This is a genomic window from Micromonospora sp. DT53 (assembly GCF_049841535.1).
Lineage (GTDB): Bacteria > Actinomycetota > Actinomycetes > Mycobacteriales > Micromonosporaceae > Micromonospora.
This window is the reverse complement of the sequence record NZ_JBNCKM010000008.1, coordinates 323,784-342,103: the sequence shown is the minus strand read 5'-3', so window position 1 is coordinate 342,103 and position 18,320 is coordinate 323,784. Positions and strand designations below refer to the sequence as shown.

The 18,320-nt window shown below is 68.0% G+C and carries 14 protein-coding genes and 1 riboswitch; of the genes, 7 read left to right on the top strand and 7 right to left on the bottom strand.

Features of this window, described 5'->3' with window-relative positions; genetic code table 11:
- Window positions 1-163 precede the first annotated feature (163 nt).
- Window positions 164-805, top strand: a complete 642-nt coding sequence (locus ACLQ3B_RS25115; RefSeq protein WP_425783159.1) for a response regulator — start codon at window positions 164-166, stop codon at window positions 803-805.
- A 156-nt stretch (window positions 806-961) separates the two neighbouring features.
- On the opposite strand, the gene ACLQ3B_RS25110 is transcribed toward ACLQ3B_RS25115, so the two are convergent.
- The 3 genes from ACLQ3B_RS25110 to ACLQ3B_RS25100 all read right to left on the bottom strand — a co-directional run bounded on the left by ACLQ3B_RS25110 (window position 962) and on the right by ACLQ3B_RS25100 (window position 7,178).
- Window positions 962-3,820: a glycosyl hydrolase family 95 catalytic domain-containing protein gene (locus tag ACLQ3B_RS25110; protein ID WP_425783158.1), complete on the bottom strand. Its 2,859-nt coding sequence runs from the start codon at window positions 3,818-3,820 to the stop codon at window positions 962-964.
- 257 nt (window positions 3,821-4,077) lie between these two features.
- A complete protein-coding gene (locus ACLQ3B_RS25105; RefSeq protein WP_425783157.1) occupies window positions 4,078-6,966 on the bottom strand; it encodes a glycosyl hydrolase family 95 catalytic domain-containing protein in 2,889 nt (962 codons plus the stop codon).
- Window positions 6,966-7,178 (bottom strand): hypothetical protein, encoded by a 213-nt coding sequence (locus tag ACLQ3B_RS25100; protein WP_425783156.1) that lies wholly within the window; start codon window positions 7,176-7,178, stop codon window positions 6,966-6,968. The genes ACLQ3B_RS25105 and ACLQ3B_RS25100 overlap by 1 nt, the downstream gene beginning before the upstream one ends.
- A 452-nt stretch (window positions 7,179-7,630) precedes the next feature.
- On the opposite strand from ACLQ3B_RS25100, the gene ACLQ3B_RS25095 reads away from it, so the two are divergent.
- The 5 genes from ACLQ3B_RS25095 to ACLQ3B_RS25075 all read left to right on the top strand — a co-directional run bounded on the left by ACLQ3B_RS25095 (window position 7,631) and on the right by ACLQ3B_RS25075 (window position 13,038).
- Window positions 7,631-8,197, top strand: coding sequence for a PadR family transcriptional regulator (locus ACLQ3B_RS25095; RefSeq protein ID WP_425783155.1), 567 nt, complete (start codon window positions 7,631-7,633; stop codon window positions 8,195-8,197).
- 7 nt (window positions 8,198-8,204) lie between these two features.
- Window positions 8,205-9,227 (top strand): hypothetical protein, encoded by a 1,023-nt coding sequence (locus ACLQ3B_RS25090; protein WP_425783154.1) that lies wholly within the window; start codon window positions 8,205-8,207, stop codon window positions 9,225-9,227.
- Window positions 9,228-9,468: 241 nt separating this feature from the next.
- Window positions 9,469-9,918, top strand: a complete 450-nt coding sequence (locus ACLQ3B_RS25085) for a group II truncated hemoglobin (RefSeq protein WP_425783153.1) — start codon at window positions 9,469-9,471, stop codon at window positions 9,916-9,918.
- 541 nt (window positions 9,919-10,459) lie between these two features.
- Window positions 10,460-11,680 (top strand): CynX/NimT family MFS transporter, encoded by a 1,221-nt coding sequence (locus tag ACLQ3B_RS25080; RefSeq protein ID WP_425783152.1) that lies wholly within the window; start codon window positions 10,460-10,462, stop codon window positions 11,678-11,680.
- Between the two features lie 323 nt (window positions 11,681-12,003).
- Window positions 12,004-13,038 (top strand): hypothetical protein, encoded by a 1,035-nt coding sequence (locus ACLQ3B_RS25075; RefSeq protein WP_425783151.1) that lies wholly within the window; start codon window positions 12,004-12,006, stop codon window positions 13,036-13,038.
- A 44-nt stretch (window positions 13,039-13,082) separates the two neighbouring features.
- Here the strand turns inward: ACLQ3B_RS25075 and ACLQ3B_RS25070 are convergent, their stop codons facing one another.
- The 3 genes from ACLQ3B_RS25070 to ACLQ3B_RS25060 form a co-directional block, all read right to left on the bottom strand.
- Window positions 13,083-14,027, bottom strand: coding sequence for a hypothetical protein (locus ACLQ3B_RS25070; RefSeq protein WP_425783150.1), 945 nt, complete (start codon window positions 14,025-14,027; stop codon window positions 13,083-13,085).
- A 149-nt stretch (window positions 14,028-14,176) separates the two neighbouring features.
- Window positions 14,177-15,382 carry a hypothetical protein gene (locus ACLQ3B_RS25065; RefSeq protein WP_425783149.1) on the bottom strand — a complete coding sequence of 402 codons (1,206 nt, stop codon included), beginning with the start codon at window positions 15,380-15,382 and terminating at the stop codon, window positions 14,177-14,179.
- Window positions 15,379-15,903: a SigE family RNA polymerase sigma factor gene (locus ACLQ3B_RS25060; RefSeq protein WP_425783148.1), complete on the bottom strand. Its 525-nt coding sequence runs from the start codon at window positions 15,901-15,903 to the stop codon at window positions 15,379-15,381. The genes ACLQ3B_RS25065 and ACLQ3B_RS25060 overlap by 4 nt, the downstream gene beginning before the upstream one ends.
- Window positions 15,904-16,334: 431 nt before the next feature.
- Here ACLQ3B_RS25060 and ACLQ3B_RS25055 point away from each other — a divergent pair, with 431 nt between their 5' ends.
- Window positions 16,335-16,508, top strand: a complete 174-nt coding sequence (locus ACLQ3B_RS25055; RefSeq protein WP_354944920.1) for a hypothetical protein — start codon at window positions 16,335-16,337, stop codon at window positions 16,506-16,508.
- Between the two features lie 460 nt (window positions 16,509-16,968).
- Here the strand turns inward: ACLQ3B_RS25055 and ACLQ3B_RS25050 are convergent, their stop codons facing one another.
- Window positions 16,969-17,946, bottom strand: coding sequence for an AraC family transcriptional regulator (locus tag ACLQ3B_RS25050; RefSeq protein ID WP_425783147.1), 978 nt, complete (start codon window positions 17,944-17,946; stop codon window positions 16,969-16,971).
- Window positions 17,947-18,239: 293 nt separating this feature from the next.
- Window positions 18,240-18,315, top strand: a riboswitch (S-adenosyl-L-homocysteine riboswitch).
- Window positions 18,316-18,320 lie beyond the last annotated feature (5 nt).

Genomic DNA, 18,320 nt, shown 5'->3' with positions numbered 1-18,320 from the left:
CACCCCGGGCCTGAGAGCAACGTGTGTCGCTTCTGGCTGTGCCGAACGGCGGCTCTTCGTGGGCCGACGGCTCCGGCCGGTGCCAGCGGGTGGCTCACTCGCCGCCGGTAGGGAAAGGGTGCTGCCGCTGGTGTCAAGCCGCACGGCAGGGTAGGAAGAGCGCATGATCCGTGTCTTTCTGCTCGACGACCACGAGGTCGTCCGTCGCGGCCTGATTGACCTGCTGCAGACCGCCGGCGACATCGAGGTGGTCGGCGAGTCCGGTCTGGCGCAGGAGGCGACCCGGCGGATCCCAGCGTTGCGCCCCGACGTCGCGGTACTCGACGCCCGACTGCCGGACGGCAACGGCATCGACGTGTGTCGCGACGTGCGGGCCGTGGATTCGACGATCAAAGGACTGATCCTGACCTCGTACGAGGACGACGAGGCATTGTTCGCGGCGATCATGGCCGGCGCCGCAGGATACGTGCTCAAGCAGATCAAGGGCACCGACCTGGTCGACGCGGTACGCCGAGTGGCGGCCGGCCAGTCACTGCTCGACCCCGCAGTCACCCAGCGAGTCCTGGAGCGCATTCGCAACGGCGTCGAGCAGCCGCGCGAACTCGCCGGTCTGACCGACCAGGAACGCCGGATCCTGGAGTACGTGGCCGAGGGCCTGACCAACCGGGAGATCGCTGGCCGGATGTTCCTCGCCGAGAAGACCGTCAAGAACTACATGTCCAGCCTGCTCGCCAAACTCGGCTTGGAACGGCGCACCCAGGCTGCGGTGCTGGCCACCAAGCTGCTCGGCGAGCGCCCACACTGACCCGGAGGGCAGCCGGAGATGGCCGTGGTGTCAGTCGCCGGCCGCCGCGATGTCGCAGAAAGCGTGCAGCGGCCGGCGTAGCATCTCGCGGTGCGGCAATCGACCCAACGGCTCCTGGACTCCGCCTCGGCTCGACCGATGACTCTGACACACGCCCTATATGCGTTGAAGTTTGAATCGCTGGTTGGCGCCGGTGCCGGGTGTCCACTGGGAGATGCGGGCACCGTCGGCGGTCGAAGCCTGCCAGACGTCCATTGCCAGACCGCTTTGCCGGTTGATGAGTCTGACCACCCCGCCGCCCTGGTCGTCGACCCGCCATTGTTGGCTGGCGGCGTTGGGGCTGTCGGGTTGCTGGGCGATGTCGGCGCCAGTGCTGTTGCTCGCGGCCTGCAGGAACAGGCCGCTGTGCCGCGCCCTGATCCGGAAGTGGCCGCCGTCCGCCGACACAAACTCGAACTGCTGGTTCTGCCCGCTGCCGCTCTGCCACTGGATCAGCAACCCGCCGGCGGCGGTGGACGCACCGTTGATGTCGGCGGCCTTACCGCTGTGCTGGGCCACGAGCCGGTAGTACGCACCAGTCTCGACCGGCCCCGAGTTGATCCCGGATGCGCGGTAGGTGTGCCCGGCCTGGCCGGTGAACTCCACGAGATCGGCCTCGATCCGCGTCGGCTGGACGGCGCTGCCGCTCGTCTCGTCGCGCAGTTCGAAGGTGCCGGCGAAGATCCGGTTGCGAACGCGGACGGGCCCGGCGCGGTCGGGGGTGACGACGAGCTCGATTCGGCTGCTGCTCCAGGCGGCGCCCACGGTGTATCCGCCGCGGCCCCGGAGCCCGGTGACCTGCCCGGCTGGCCAGGCGGATGGTAGTGCGGGCAGGAGGTGCAGTTCGCCGGCGTGGCTTTGTAGCAGCATTTCCGCGATGCCGGAGGTGGCGCCGAAGTTGCCGTCGATCTGGAAGGGCGGGTGCAGGTCGAACATGTTCGGTGCGAGCCGGTCGGTGCGCACCAGGTCGCGGAGGAGCTTGTGGGAGCGGGTGGCGTCTTCGAGTCGTGCCCAATAGTTGATCTTCCACGCGAGTGACCAGCCGGTGCCGTCGTCGCCGCGCAGTTCCAGGGTCTGTCGTGCGGCCTGGTGCAGTTGTGGTGTGCCGCGTTTGGTGATCTGGTTGCTGGGGTGCAGCCCGTACAGGTGGGAGACGTGCCGGTGCGTCCGCTCGGTCTCCACCCAGTCGGCGAGCCATTCCTGGACGTTGCCGCGGGACCCGACCCGCGTCGGTGGCAGCCGGTCCCGGGCGGTCAGTACCTGGGCGCGGTAGCTGGCATCCACATTGAGGACTTCGGAGGCCCGTGCGACGCCATTGAACAGGTCACGCAGGATCTGGTTGTCCATCGTCGGCCCCGCGCACACGCTGGCGTTGGTGTGATGCCGCAGCTCGGGCGAGTTTGACGGGTTGGTGACGAGGTAGCCGAGCGTCGGGTGGCTGACCAGCGTGTCGAGGAAGAACTGGGCGGCGCCCTTCATGGCCGGGTAGTTGGCGCGTAGGAACTCGACGTCTCCGGTGAACTGGTAGTGGTCCCAGATCATGGTGGCCAGCCAGGCGCCGCCGGTTTGCCACATCCCCCACAGGGCTTCGTCGACCACCGACGAGCCGCGCCACGCGTCGGTGTTGTGGTGGGTGACCCAACCCCCCGCGCCGTACTGCACCTGAGCAGTGCGGGCGCCGGTCACCGTCAGATCTTTGATCATGTCGAAGACCGGCAGGTAGCACTCGGCCAGGTTGGTGGTGTCGGCCGGCCAGTAGTTCATCGGCAGGTTCGCGTTGATTGTGTACTTCGAATCCCAGGACGGGGCCATCTGGTCATTCCAGATCCCCTGCAGGTTCGCCGGCTGGCTGCCCGGCCGAGAGGAGGAGATCAGCAGGTAGCGACCGTACTGGAACAGCAGCGCGGAAAACTGCGGATCGTTGACGCTCGCGTGCTGCGCGATCCGCACGTCGGTGGTTTGGTCGGCCGCCGTCGTGCGTCCCAGATCGATCGACACCCGGTTGAACAGCGCCTGATAGTCGGCCACATGGCGGCCGCGCAACTGGTCGAAGCCGACGGTGCGGGCCGCGTCGAGGTGCCGCCGCGCGATGCCCTGGTAGTCGCCGTTGACGGTCCGGTAGTTGACGTAACTGGAACCGATCGACACCAACAGGGTGACGCTTGTCGCGCCGGAGACCCGCAGCGTGCCACCGGAACTGCTGACCGTGCCGCCGCTCACGGCGGCATTTGCCAGAGCGAGGAACCGGACCTGCCCGGTGATGCCCTCCATGCTGCCGGAAACACCGTCGAGGCCGATCGTGGCGGCGTCCGGGCTGGACACGGTCGTCCGTTGCGGGCTGCCGAACGTGGCGGTGAACGTGATCGCGTTCGACCGGTCAGCGGTCAACCGGATCACGATCACCTGATCCGGTGCGCTGGCGAACATCTCACGCTGAAACCGCACCCCGTTGAGCACGTAGCTGGTGGTAGCGGTGGCCGTGGTCAGATCGAGGGTCCGCTGGTACTGCGACGCCCCGCTGGCACTGCCAAAAGCCAACCGCAGGTCGCCGACCGGCTGGTAGGCCAACTGCCCGACCGGACCGCCCAACATGGTCTGGTTGATCAGATCCTGCGCCTGCGTCCACTGATCGGCGAAGACCCGCCGCCGAATCTCCGCCAGGTTCGCCGCACCGCGGGTGTTGGCCGAGTCATACGGGCCACCGGCCCACACGGTGTCCTCGTTGAGCTGCAGCCGGTCGGTGTCGACATTCCCGAACACCATCGCGCCCAACCGGCCGTTACCAATCGGCAGAGCCCGTAACCAATCCGTACCCGCCGGCTCGTCGTACCACAACGCCATGTCGTTGGCTGCCAGCACCTGTGGGGGTGCGGTCGACCCGGCCCGAGCGGCTGCGGTCCAACCCGTCGGCAGCAGCATGGCACCAGCCCCAGCTGCCCCGGCTCCGAGGAGCTTCCTTCGGGTCACTTCAGACATCTTGTCTCCTTCGCACAGCCGAGCGACGCAGCGGCCGCCCCAGCCGCCAGGGTGGTGACGAGCGCAGGACGGGAGAAGCGGAGCGTTGACGAGGACGTCGCCTGAGTCCTTCGAGGGTGTCCCGGCCGTCCAGAATTCGTCAGACGTCACATGTTAACTGCTGAAATCAGCGATGGTCAATGCGTAACCACGGGACCACACACGATGTTGTCGCCCCGACCGAGAGCTGCTGCGACAGGTGCCTCTGACCTCCTGTCTCAGGCATCAAGGATCTGCCATTCCTGGCTGATCTCGCCGCTGACCGGTTGCTGGACCGCCCTGGCGCCGTCCGCTGTGGAACTGCCTTCGACCCCGACACACAAGCCATTGCTCACGTTGACGAACCGGTAGTACCCGCTGGTCGTGGCCGGGACGAGATTCCACCACTGGTTGCGTCCGCCGTTGTCGGCCCATTGAACGAGTCCCGCGCCCTGGCCCGAGCCACCTGGACTGTCCAGGACCTTCCCGCTCTTGACACCGGACAGCCGGAATGAGCCATCGCTGTTGGGCAGCAGCCGCCACTGCTGGTTGGCCGCGCCCGTCCACGGCCACTGGATGATTGTTGCCCCGTCAGTGGTGGAGCCGCCGTTGACGTCCAGCACCTTGACGCTGCGCCTGTTGACCAGTCGAACGACGCCGCCGGCGGCGGCTGGCAGACCTACGACAACCTGTATCTGTTGCCCGGCCGTCAACGAGATCACCCGGGCCTGCGGGCCGAGCGGCGAGGCTGTGACCGTCGCGGACGTGGTGATGGATGCCATCCCGCGCCGGCTGAGCAGGGTGATCGCCTGGGTGATCGTCGAGGTGAGTACCACGGTCACGGAGCGACCAGGAAGATCCCAGGAGAGGCTGTGGATGCGGACCTGGTTGCGTCCGCGGACCCCGGTGATGGTGCCTCTGGCGAGCTGGCCGGGCACGGCGGGCAGCAGCTCGATGACGCCGGGCCTGGTGTACACAAGCGCTTCGCTGAGTACGGCCGGCAGCGTGTTGGCCGCATCGGCGTTGTAGGTCTCCAGGTTCGGGTTGTGTGCTGTCATCAGCGACCGGAAGATCATGTTGTTGCCGATGATCTTCCGGAGGTTGCTGTAGACGCCGGCGCCGTCCTTGAGTCGAGCGGAGGCGAGGGCTCGATGCAGGCTGCCGTGCGCGGAGGTGTTCTCGTCACCGCGCAGCGCCAGGGCCCTGAGCGCGGCGGTGACCAGACCGGGCGCCTCCTCGGGGTTGATCTCGTGCAGGGGCCACGCGCCGTACAGGTGATGGACGTGCCGATGGTTGTAGCGGTCCGTGAGGCCCGGCCAGGACCATTCGGCGAGGGCGCCGCTGCCGTTGACCGTGTAGGGCGGAAGCTTCGCCAGCAGGGCCGTCCAGCGTGCGACGCCTTGGCCGGCGCCCTGTTCGACACCGAGCGCGTTGGCGGCCTCGACGGCCGCCCGCAGGGCATGTCTGCCGGCCTGGATGTCGCCGGTGGCATTGATCGCCAACAGGACGTTCGTGCTGGCCGGCGAGTTCTCCATCGAGAACGACGGCACGAACACCACACGGCCGGCCGAGTCGGTGCGGGTCAGGAAGTCCTCGTAGAACAGCGCCAGCTCCATCAGCGCCGGTCCCAGCTTCTCAGCCAGGAACGTCCGGTCCCCGGTGACCTGGTAATACTCCAGCAGCGGGTAGAGCAACCAGTCCGCGCCACCGGTCCAGCACTGGCCGGGGAAGCCGGGGTCGAAGTGCAGCATGTATCCGTACTCGCCGTCGGTACGTGATGGAGCCAGGAAGCCGCGGGCGCCGTACAGGTTGCGAGCGTTGGTGCGCCAGTGAGCGAGCTGGCCGAGGATCAGGTTGAAGTAGCCCTGCATGGCATCGGTGAGGTCGAGAATGTTGCCGCCGGCGACCTGCAGGTTGATGTTGGCATCGGTGGTGAAATCGTCGGCCCAGGCACCATTCCAGGTGCCGGCCCAGATTCCGGTCAACCGCGGCGGCAGGACGCCGCTGGAGCTGATGAACAGGTAACGGCCGCTGTCGTAGAGCCGCTCCAGCAGGGCCACATCGATGGTGTTGCGGTTGGCGTTCTGCCGGGCGATCAGCGCGGTGGTCGACAGTTGCCGGTCGGCGGCGGAGACGTTCAGGTCCAGGCGGGAGCGGTCGTACATCGCCGAATGCAGGGTGACGTGCCGGGTCCGCAGCTCGGCATAGTCGGCGCGCACCGCGGCCAGCGCCGCGTGCAACGGCCTGCTGTCCCAGGCCGTGGGGGACTCGTACCGATCGAGTTTGGTCAGCAGGACGAGCCTGGTTGCCGCGGTGACGACGATGCTCGACCCGTTCGCGGCTACCGTGCCACCGGTGGCGACGACCCGGGTGACGCCCTCGAAGCCGAACGCGCCCTGCCCGGACGGGTAGGTGCCGCGCAGGTTCAGGTAGCCCGAACCGTCGATGACGCTGGCCAGGGTGGTGAAACGGACCGAGCCCGGGACGCCGGCGAGGGACGTGTTGGCGCTCAGCGTCGCGTCGATCGATCGGCCGGATGCCGGGGTCAGTTCGTGTACGACGACGTTGTCGGCTCGGGAGGCGAAGGCGCGGCGTGTCCAGGTGCCGTTGCTGTCGGTCCAGGTGGAGGTGACCTCCCCGGTCCGGAAGTCGGTGCTGCGGGCGTACCCGTTGGCGGTGGTCATGCCGGGAGTGCTGATCTGCAACTCGAAGCCGGGGTGGTAGGTCTGGGTCCAGCGCAGGCTCCAGCCGGCCGCGAAGTCCGTGTTGGCTCCGGCGTAGTTCCCGGCCAGCGCCTTGTCACGTACGCCGGCCAGCCGCCCTGAGATCACTGGCGGGGTCACGCCCCGGCTGCCGTTGGGCATCACGAAGCGGTGGTGATTGAAGATCACCTTTTCGAGGGTCGGCGTTCCGTACAGGACGGCGCCGTACTCGCCGTTGCCGGTGAGGAACCCGTCCGTCCAGGTCGTCGCCGCCGACGCGTCGTAGATCCCGCGCTCGGGCAGCGTGGCCTGAGGCGCAGCGGCGGCGGCCCGTGCGGCGCCCACGGCCGGGACCAGGGCCGCCGACCCGGCGGTCAGCGCCGCGGTGGCGAGGAGGTGTCTACGGCTCACGGGCAGGTCCGTCATCAGGAGTTCCTCTCGACACCGAGGCTGAAGGTCGTCAAATTCGACAGGATTGGATGGTGGTCTGCTCGGGCGCGGGAACCCACGCCCGAGCAGACATCACAACGGTCGGTCAGTTGGTCGCCGGCGGTCGGCTTCGCGACCGGCGCGGCCAGGGCCGGCTCGGGGGTCGCCAGGGCCAGGCCGCCCAGCGTCAGGGGCAGGCTGAGCGCCACGATCGGGCCAGCCCGCTGGCCGACGCCGACAATCGGCCGCCCCAGCGGACGTTCGTACGGTGCACGGCTACTCCTGTGGCTCACCCGACAATCCTCATGACTTCGAGTCAATGTGCATGCACTGGCCGTAGGCGAATCGATTCGACGACCCGCCGACGTCGTCGACCACCCGGGCGGGTGAACACAGTCGACATGTAGATGTGATTAACCGGCAACACAGGCACTGAGTCAAGGATTTCAACTCATCTATCTTGTGCCGAAGCTTGAAATTCCACCAATACCGACAAAAGCCGCAGTAAAGGTAGGACGAAAGGCGCGTCGGCGCCACAGTCGACGCACATTCGGCGAAGCCGAAGATGTCAGCCGTTGCGCGGTGGCGATGCGCAACCTGGCGTTGTCTCGGGCACCAGCTCGGTCTTGCAATTAGACGTATACGTCTATAGGTTGCCTGGGTGCCCTTGGACGCGTCACGGAACAGCCTGGTGTTGCCGATCCTCGGACTCCTCGTCGAGCAGCCGGCACATGGCTACGACATCACGACACGACTACGCGAGCGATACGGACACCTCTCGGTCACCCGCAGCACGGTTACGTCCCTGCTGAAGGTGCTCGAGAAGGCCGGCTTGGTCTCCTCCGGGCCGCCCGAGCGAGTGGGGAATCGGCCACCACGTACGGCCTACGAGCTGACTGACGCAGGTCTCGCCGACTTCCGCAACAAGGTCGAGGCTGGGGTACGCGACGCCCCTGCCGCCTCCGTGGACTTCGTCATGGCGGTCGCCTACGTCGGAATTCTTCCGATCGACCAGGCGGCGTGCATCCTGGACGGTCGCGCCAACCGGCTCGACCAAGAACTGGCTGCCCTTTCGGTGCTGCCCGACGGTGACGTACTCGAAGTGCACATGCTCGAAGTCGCCTACTGGCGCACCATCGTCGCCACCGAAGCCACCTGGATCAGGACCCTGGTGCGGCGGATGTGCGCGCGCGAGATCGGCTGGCCAACCCAGCAAACCGAACAATAGGGAGTGCATGAGCATGAAGTTCGGCATCTATCCGGGCGGGCGGGCCGGCGCGGTCTGCTCCCGCCCACCTGATATCGCCGCGATCCGCCACCTCGTCGACGACCTCTCGAACGGTCGCCCCTTCGTCATCCGTGAGTACGTGCACTTCCTCGGCGACACGGCACCGACGGACGTCGTCACCTCGCTCGGCGCCGAACACGAACTCACGCACCTCACGATGCCCGACGAGTGGTACGTCGACGGAAACCGCGAGCTGGACCTCGTGGTCAGCTACATCCCCAGGGCCGCCGACCTCTCCGGATGGCTGGCCTTCCTCGACACCGTGATCGACCGCTACGGTCACCTGGCGCGGTACCTCCAGGTGACGCTCGAGCCGAACTTCCCCATCCCGCTCATCGACGGAAGCGCACCCGGCGTGCTCGAAGCCCTGACCCTCGGCATCCCGCACGCACGCGCCGCACTGGACCGGCAGGGTCTCCAGCACGTGCGAATCGGCTTCTCCGTGGCGGAACCACCGGAGTGGTTGGGCGGCGACGACCAGTTCTGGTCGCACCTCTCCTCGGTCCCGTATCAAGACTTCGCGGCTCTCGTCGACTACGTCGGCCTGGGCCTGTACCCCGACGCCTTCTCACCCGTCGCCCCGCGGGGGAACCCGGGAGACACAGCGTCCCTCACCAGACACGCCCTGCACCACCTACGGGGCGTGTCACTGCCCCGCGCGCACATCCCGTCCAACACCCCCATCCACATCGTGGAAAACGGCACTCCGAGCGGGCCGCCGCGCAGCGAGCAGGCACAGTGCGACTCGCTGTCGGACATGGTCGGCGTCATCCTCACCGAACAAGAGCCGCTGCACATCACCCACTACGAACTGTTCAGCCTCAGGGACGCCGACAGCAGCTCCACGGAACCCACCGGGACGCTGGGCATCGTCACCGACACCTACCGACCCAAGCCCGCCCTCGCCGTCTACCGCGACATCGTCCGCAGCCGGCCCGCTGGTCTTCCAGTCGTGGCTCCCGGAAGCTGAGATTCACGTCCCACCAGTATCCTCCGGGCCGGGGCTGCTTAATGCGAGACCTCTTCGGCGAATCCGAAGGTGTCAGCCAAGACGCTCCCGGTTGTCAGTCGGGCAGCATCCGCGCACACCGATGACCGGGCGTTGCGGCTTTGCGTAGGCCACCATGCTTGTCAGAACGCGGTACGGTCGCAGCGATCGGATTTCGGTGGAGCGCACCAGTCGCTCAGTCCAGGCAACGAAGGACGAGTCCATGTCCACTCTGTACGAGTTTGCCGGCGGTGACGAGGCGCTGCATCGTCTGGAGGAACTGTTCTATACCAAGGTGCTGGACGACCCCGTGCTGCGCAGCGTGTTCCCCGCTCGCCAGCCAGGCCATGTCGAACACCTCACCTGGTTCACCGCCGAGTCCTTCGGCGGCCCCGACAGGTTCACCACCGGACTGGGATTTCAGTACATCGTTGACGTCCACCGCCATCTGAAGATCACCGACGAGCAACGGGAGCGGTTCGTCGCCCTTTACCTCGAAGCGATCGATGAAGCCGGCCTACCGGACGATGACGCATTCCGGGCGGCGGTGCGCGAACACCTCGAGTTCGGCGCTCGCGTGGCCCAGCAGAACTCGCACGCCGAGAGCGATGACCAGCTGCATCCGATCCGTGAGGTTCCCGCTTGGACGTGGCCACGACAGTCTGAGAACTGACCGGCATCCGCGAACCCCGACGTCCTCGAGGCTCCCTCCGGCCAGCTGGCACGGACGTCCGCAGATGCCGTTGACAAGGCGCAGCGATCGTCTGCGTGCGCCCGATCGATGCCCCCACCCGCGGCTTCTCTTCAGCCTCTGGGGGCCGAGCGCCCCGCTCGCGACGCGGGACGAACGGCTGGCGCGGCTGTGGAAGGAGCCGGCCCGCTGCACGGCTTCGGTCGTGCACCTCCTGCCCCGTCCGCTGGACGAGGAATTCGAGTTCGGGCTCGATCTGATTCTCCAAGCCCTGAACAACGGACTCCCGGGTTCCGCACCTCCGGTGGGGCGCGGAACAGCTGTTTGAATCGGTCACTGCCCGGGTCGTGCTGCGAACGGCGGCGACGAGGGCCTCGTTGATCGGGGCGTCGTCGGCGGTCATCTCCAACGATCTGACGGCCGATGCGACTCCAGGCGAGCTCGCCCTACCTCGTCTTCTCGACACCCGACGTGTCGGCTCACCCAAGGTCAACATCCTCGGATGGAGCACTAGACTCGGGGGGTGTCCGAGCAACGCCGCCTTCCGTTGTGGGCGGGACGCACGGTCGCGCTGCTGGGCATCGTGCTCGTCGCCTTCACCCTGCGTCAGGCGGTGGCGACGATATCGCCGATCCTCGGCGACATCCGGGTGGACATCCCCATTTCGAACATCGGCGTCGGGCTGCTCGGCACGTTGCCACCGATCCTGTTGGCGGTATCGGGGTTCATCGCACCGCGCGTCGCCCGTGGCCTCGGCCCCGACGGCGGCATCGTACTCGCGCTGCTGCTCATGGCCCTCGGCCATCTCGTGCGCGCGTTCGCTCCGGGCTTCGCGGTGCTGCTCCTTGGCAGTGTTCTCGCGCTCGCCGGTACGGGCATCGGCAATGTGCTGTTGCCGCCGATCGTGCGCCGCTACTTCCCCGACCGGGTAGCGCTGCTGACCGCCGTCTACGTCTGCATCGTGGGCATGGGCACGGCCGTGCCCGCCGCGGTCGCCGCTCCGGTCGCCGCGCAGCTCGGCTGGCGGTTCGTGCTCGGGATCTGGTCGGTGACCTCGGTAGTCGCGCTCGTTCCGTGGCTCGTCGTCATCGCGCGCGAGCGCCGCCAGCGACTCTCGGATGCCGCCGCCGTTGAGTCCCCTCCTGCCGCTCTCGTCACGCGACTATGGCGGTCACGCGTGGCCCTGTCGATCACCGTCGTCTTCTCGACCAGCACGATCTGCACCTACGCGGCTTTCGCGTGGCTGCCCGAGATCCTCGGCGACATCGCCGGTTCGACGCCGACCGAGGCCGGTGTGCTGCTCGCCATCACCGGCCTCATCAGCGTGCCCGGCGCGTTCATCGCGCCCCTCCTCGTCGCGCGGCTGCGCAATGTCGGCTGGCTGATCGCCGCCGGTGTCGCGAGCTTCGTGTTCGGCTACCTCGGCCTGCTGCTCGCACCCGCGACACTCACACTGCTCTGGGTGCTGCTCATCGGCTCCGGGTCGATCCTGTTCCCGATCTGCCTCGTGCTCATCAACGTTCGGACCCGAACCCACGACGGCACCGTCGCGCTGAGTGGCTTCGCCCAGGGCGTCGCGTACGCGCTCGGCGCGCTCGGTCCGCTGCTCGTCGGGTTGCTGCACGACATGAGCGGCGGGTGGACCCTGCCGCTGCTGTTCCTGCTCGCCGTCGCCCTCGTGGCGACCATCCCGGCGATCACGCTGGCAAGACCCGCGTTCGTCGAAGACGAACTCGCCCGCTGACAAACCGCTGGACCAGCAAGGCCACCACCGAACGACTTGCCGCTGTGGACAACCCGTCTCTGCGCGTGTGGCATCTCGACGGTGCCAGCCACGCGATGACTTCCCCAGCCCGCACGGCTGAGAGCGACCCGCGGCAGCCCGCCTCCTGGCGAAGGTCGGCCTGCCTGCGGTCGAAAGGGCCATGGGAGAGACCGAGGTGCGGCGCACCATCGCGGCTGCGTGGTGTCGGAAATCAGCGCCGCCCAGCCGTAGGCAGCACTTCCGATGGTGACATCGACGTGCTTCGGTAAGCACACCACCACCGCACGTCACTGGGAGTAGAGATGACCCGGACTGTTCGGAACGGCTTCTTGATCAGTCTGACCGCTGGCGCCCTCACCGCAACGCTGGGCCTGCCCGGCGTTGCCATGGCCGAGCCGAAGCACCGGCCCGTCCCGGTCTGCGCGCTACTACCACTGCCCTTACCAGCGGACATGGATGGTCGAGCGCTGGCGGTCGACCCGACTGGTCGGTTCATCGCCGGTATCGGCTACCGAGTCGATGACCACGATTCGCAGCCGTTACTGCTGCTGTGGGCCGGAAAGCCGCGCCGACCCGGGCCTGGGGTGTGGGGCGTACCCCGCCTCACCGTCGTCACCATAGGAGCGCCGCAGCAAGTCGAGAACATCAATCGGTACGGCGTTGCCGTCGGCAATGCCGTCGTCGACAACGTCTACCGCCCCTGGCGTTACCGCGACGGGCGCCTGGAGTGGTTACCCGTCCTGCCGACGTTCTCCAACACCTTGGCGCTGGGGATCAACTCACGCGGCGACATCGTCGGCCAACTCGCCGTTGAGGAGACCGAGACGTCCCTGCCGCTGCTCTGGCCCGCCGACCGACCGGGCACCGTCGAGGTGATCGACGCCCCGCCCAACGCTAGCGCGAGGGAGATCCTCGACGACGGCACCATCATCGGCAGCGCCGGCAACTCCGGCTGGGTACGCCATCCCGACGCGAGGACCGACCGGCTCACCGCCCCCGGGGCCCGGTGGTCGGGGGTCTACGCGGCCCAGGGGACCTGGGCAGTTGGTCGCATCGGCACCGGCAGTGAGGACGAGGACAGCACCCTGGTGCGGTGGGACCTGCGCACTGGCGTGGCGTCCGCCGTGAACCCGGCGCTGGTATCAACGCAGGACGTCAACAGCCGGGGCACAGTGCTCGGCGACCGAGCCGTCGACCACGGCGACCGGCTCGTCGCCCTGGGCGGCGCCATCCCCGGTGTCCAAGACCCCTTCGGCTGGGGGATCGCCGATAACGGCCTCGTCGTAGGCTCCATCAACGGGCCCCGACTGCGCCCAGCGCGCTGGATCAACTGTTGAAAATAGTCGGCGCCACTGCGTGGGCCCCCAGTCAGTGAGTCTGGTCAGCCTCCGGCCAGGGGTCGGGGCACGTTCAGCGCGGCACCCGGTCGCGGGGTCACCAGTTGGGCGGCGACGCTCGCACAGACGCGTGCGCCGTAGTCGAGACCGCGCTGGTCCGGGTAGCGCACCTGCACCGCGAGTACCCAGTTGTTGGTGATGGCCAGACAGTTGACGTGCCAGTTGCCGTCATAGTCGAGCGAGGTCCAGCCGTTCTTGATGCTGACCGGGTCCCTCTCGAGCATTTCCATCGGTAAGCCCTCGATGATGCCCCACCGGCCGCCCTCTCTCGTCTCCTGCTGATCTTCCTTGGCGGTGGTTCCCCAGACGTTGCGCATCTCCTTGAGCAACCAGTCGGTCCACTCGGGGCCTGCGGCCTTGCCGCTCTTGACACACTCGCCCATCCGTACCGCGTCTCGGGCGGTCATCTCGGTGAAGCTCCACCAGCCCGCGTAGCCAGGTATGTTTCCCGGCCTCGTTCTGGTCAACCGGCACAGGCTGATCATCCGTCTGATCACCGCTGTGCGGCCGCCAGCGTTGTAGAGCGCTTCGGCCGAGTCGTTGGAGCTGTAGCGGATCGCTCGGCTGGCCTGTTCCAGGCGTTCGTCCGAGGGCGTTTTGCTCGCCTCCGCCGTTCGGCGCAGGAAGTCCGCGACGATCCAAACCTTGATCATCGATTCGGTGGAGTTGGTCGACGTGGCACTGTTGGCCGAGCCGGCGGTCTGCCCGCTCTCGCGGTCCAGCAGTGCCCACGCGACGAAGCCGTCCACCGGCACCGATACCGGTGCGGCGGCCAGGGTCGGCGGCGATGGCGGGGTGGTGGGAGTGGCGGATGCGGAGTCGGTCGGATCGGAGGTGGTGGCGAGTCTGGCGTACGCGGCAGGGACCAGCAGGACCCCGCCGACAACGATCGCCGCGACAGCGAACACCATAATCACGCGAGGGCGCATAGGAGGCGGCTCCAGGGGGATGGGCCAAGGGTGAACGTGTTGCAGATGGGCGGTACGGGGGCGGGCCGCGTCGCGGTGACCCGACCCGCCCCGTACCGGTGTCAGCTGGTCTGGCCGACCTCGTTGACGTTGGCGAGGTCCATCACGGCCTAGAAGGTGATCTTCGCGGCGCTGCTCGGCAGGCCGGCGGAGGAGCCGATGAAGAGATGGTCGGCGTACTCGGCCGGTAGGTGCATCGAGTGGGTCACCCGACCGGTCAGGTCGACCACGAGCAGGCGGTCGTACTCGTCATCACCTGGTCCGAGGACTGGGGCGGGCTGGTCCGATGCCGGTATCCCGCCCGCGTCGTGGAAGACGCGGATCAGCAGGTGCTGGTCGTCCGTCCAGCCGATCAGGCCGCCGGCAAGGGGCACCTTGAAGCTGTGCTGGAGCGCCCCGGTGACCGGATCGACCACCCTGACGGAGGTCTGCCGCACCCCATCGGAGTACGGCGCCAGCGCCAGTTGCCCGCCGTCCGGAAAGAAGCTGACGTCGTCCAGCGGGCCGCCGCCGGCCGGAACGGTACGCACCACTCTGCCTGCCAGGTCATAGATGCGGATCCCGGTCACCGTGGGCTCGTCGACAGACTTGGAGAGCGTCAGCGCGAGCCCGTTACTGTCTGGCGTCCAGGTCAGGCCGGTGGCCTGGTCGTTCTGCGCGGCCAGGTCGGGCAGTGGGACGAACGTTGTCGTGAGCGTCTCCGAATCCACAAGCACGAAGCCGGGCGTACCCGTGCGCGGCATGTGGGTGAACAGGATGCGCTGCCCGTCCGGCGACCAGCGCCCGTCGTTGGAATAGCCGGGGAAACGGGCGTCGCTGGTGCCGCCGGAGTCGGCGATCCAGCGCACGTTCCCGCTGGCCCGGTCCAGTACGCCCACCCGGGTTGGATAGCGTGAACTGTTGTCACCCGTCGCGACCAGCACCTGGCTGCCGTCCGGGGACGGCATGGCATACCGGTACGGCACCCGGTCGTACCGGCCGGTCTTCGCGTTCAGCAGGAGCGAATACTGAAAGTGCGGGCTCGGATCATCGATTTTCGGATCGCGGATGCCGCTGTACGCGGTCACCACGAGTGGCCGCAGCCCGTTATCGGCGAACTGGTCGCCGGTCGTACCGCTGATCGGGGCGAGGACGGCGACCACGCCGATCAGGGCGGCGCAGATCGCCGCGGCGAAGCCACCACCGACGGCCAGCCGGGTGACCCGTTGCCGGCGGGCGCTGACCAGTGCGGCCTGGGCCAGCCCGACCGGCGCGGGCGCGGTCTCGGCCAGTTCCTCGAAAGCGGTCCGGAGCGCGCTGGTGAGGTGCGGGTTCATCGGTCTGCCGCCTCCTTCGTGGCGAGGATGTCGAACCTGGGACAGAGTTCGCGCAGCCGGGCGAGAGCCCGTGCGGCCTGGCTGCGTACCGTGGATTGGGTGCAGCCCAGAATCTCGGCGATCTCGCTGTCCGGCCGGTCTTCGAAGTAGCGCAGCACAAGCACCGCCCGGTGTTTGGGCGCGAGCTGTGCCAACGCCTGTCTGAGCGCCAGGTTGAGGTCGACGGTGGCGGTGGCGTCGGCCGTCGTCGCGACCTCGGGCAATTGTTCAGAGCTCACCTCGCGCCCCCGCCGGAGGCTGCGCCACCAACTCGTCTGCTGGCGGTACAGCGCGGTGCGCAGGTACGCCTCGGGGTTTCCGGTGCGGATTCGCCACCAGTGTCGGGCGCCCTTGGTCAGTACCGTCTGGAGTAGATCCTCGGCTTGCTGACGGTGCCCAGTCAGGGCGAGCGCGGTCCGGAACAGTGCGTGTGAGCGGGCCGCGACGAAATCGCTGAACTCCCGGTCGAGGTCAGCGTCCATGGGTGTACCTATCCCTCATGCCGATAACAACGCCAGGCCCGCGGTGGTTGCTGCTCTGCCGGCAAAGACATCTGCCGCCTGACCCCGCCCGGCCTCTGACGAGCACGATCTCAGACCCGGATCCGCGGGTAGTTGACGCGACACGGCGGGGACAGACGAACGGATGCCTTGGCACCTGGATGATCTGAGTTGTGAGAAGCGGACGCCGCATGGTGTATCGGGCACCAGGTCGGCGTACCGGACGAGACGCTGACGGGTTGCGCTGGGGTCCTCGCTGTCACGGAGCCAAAGCCGGCCTCGTCGCGACGAGGCAGCCGGTCAGGCGCAGGCAGCGAACGAACCAGTGCCGCCAGTCGCCGAAGACGAGGGGACGGCCGCCCGGGTCGCGGGCTCGACGAGCGGCAGTTCGGAAGACGACGGATACTCGCCTGATGACTGGACCGGATCTCGACCCCGAACAGTATCCGCCCATCGACCCGCGTGAACCGGTGCCCGACGACGCGGGCGTCCTTCTGCCCGGCGCCCAGGACGAACTGCCCGAAGCCCCGGCCGAGCCGATGCCGGACGATGGTGGCAACGCCGGTGGCGTGCGCGAGCCGGCATAGATCAGTCCGCGAACGTTCGACTGGATGCGGGACAAGGCGGGCCCGCTCGCGCCCAGCGATCCGTTCAAGGACTGCGCCCGCGTCTTCCGGCAGGGGACCTCGGGTCCGACGCGGCCCTGTTGACCCCCGCCGAGCTGCCCGGCTACCGCGCGCGGGTCGCCGAGCTGGGCACAGCTGCTGACCAGGCACGAACCGGTGACCGACGTGCTGCAGGCGTACCGCCAGTTTCAGGACCGCGACCCGGGCTGGCTGAAGGTCGCCCTCGCGGTCTGAGCCACCGACCACCTCCGGGGCTGGCCCGGCCGGCGTCGGGACAGCGCCCGGGCGGTGGTGGCGCAGTTGTCGGCGCGGTTCGGGTTCGTCCAGACGCACGTGGTCGGTTCGGCGACCACGGCAGCAACCAACGCCGGAATGCACCCTTGGGCCCCTTGGATGCGCACTCCCTCGAACGAGGCGGGCGTCAGGTGCGCAGGGTGTGGCTGGGGCTGCATCCGTAGGTGGCGCGGTAGTCCGTACTGAAGCGTCCGGGGTGGGTGAAGCCCCAGCGTCCGGCGATCGTGGTGACGGTGGTCCCGGCGGTCGGGTCGGCGGCCTGCAGGTCGCGGTGCGCGCGTTGGAGGCGGACCTGGCGGAGGTACCGCATCGGCGTCGTGTCGTGGTGGCGGCGGAACGCCAGTTGCAGAGCCCGAGCACCCACACCGGCGGCGGCGATCTGGTCGACCGTGATCGGCTGGTCCACGTGGTCGTCGATATAGCTCACGGCTCGGCGTAACGCCTGCGGAGTGACCCCGCCGGCGGGGCGCAGGGTCATGTTGTGCGCGGTGTTGGGGAACACGGCGAGGGCCGTCGCCGCGAGCAGGTGGCGGGTGGGCCCGGCGACCAGCGGGTTGGCCATCAGGGCAGGGTCAGGTAGCACGCTGCGGGCCAGGTGGGAGATAGTGTTGGTCCAGTGCCGACCGAGCGCAGTCGAGATCGGTCGAGAGCTGTCGAAGCGCAGGTCGGCGCCGCTGATGCCGGTCTGCGCGTGGGCGACTTCCTCGAGCAGGGCGCGGGGGAGGCGGGCGACGAACGTGTCGACGTTGTCGTAGGCGAGGTCCTCGGACTCGTCCGGCAGGATCAGCATCACGTCCCCGGGCTGTAACCGGTATTCGTTCTTCTCCTTGGAGATGGTGAAGCGGCCGCCCATCAGGTGGGTGACGTTCAGGTCGCCGTCCGGAGCCGTCTGGGCCTGGGTGCGCGCGGAGTAGTGCAGCCGGGTCACGCCGACGTCGGCGAGCGCGGTGGTGACGGTGCGCAGGCCGGCCCCGTCGCGGCCCTCACCGGAGGACTGCACCTTGATGTCGAGGAATGCCCGCCGGATGTAGGCGTGCGCTTCATCGATGTCATTGGTGGCGTAGCGCTGCCAGTGTGAGCCGGAGTAGACCGTGCCATCTGTCATGTCCACGCCCCTCCCGCCCATTCTCTCGGCGATGGTTTCTAGCCACGATACGCGTCACCTTCGCGGCGGGCGTAGCTCGCCACTCGCTGTCTGGCGGTACCACCCTCGCTGCGGATATGCAGCAGGTGGATCGCCTCATCCGGCTGTTGCCAAGGCGATTCGGCGGGTGCCCTTGGTCAAGCAGTCGGGCAAGGGCACCCGCGCGCGGCGACCCCTGCTGCCCGCGTCGCCGCGATGACCGTGCCAGTGCTCCTCGGCCCATCCTCAGGCGGGTCAGGGTATTGTTTACCGGTCAGGTCGAGAGGCGCTGCGACGGGCGATGCCCGCCACGCTCGGCCTTGATGTCATCGACAAGGGCGCCTCCGGACATCGGA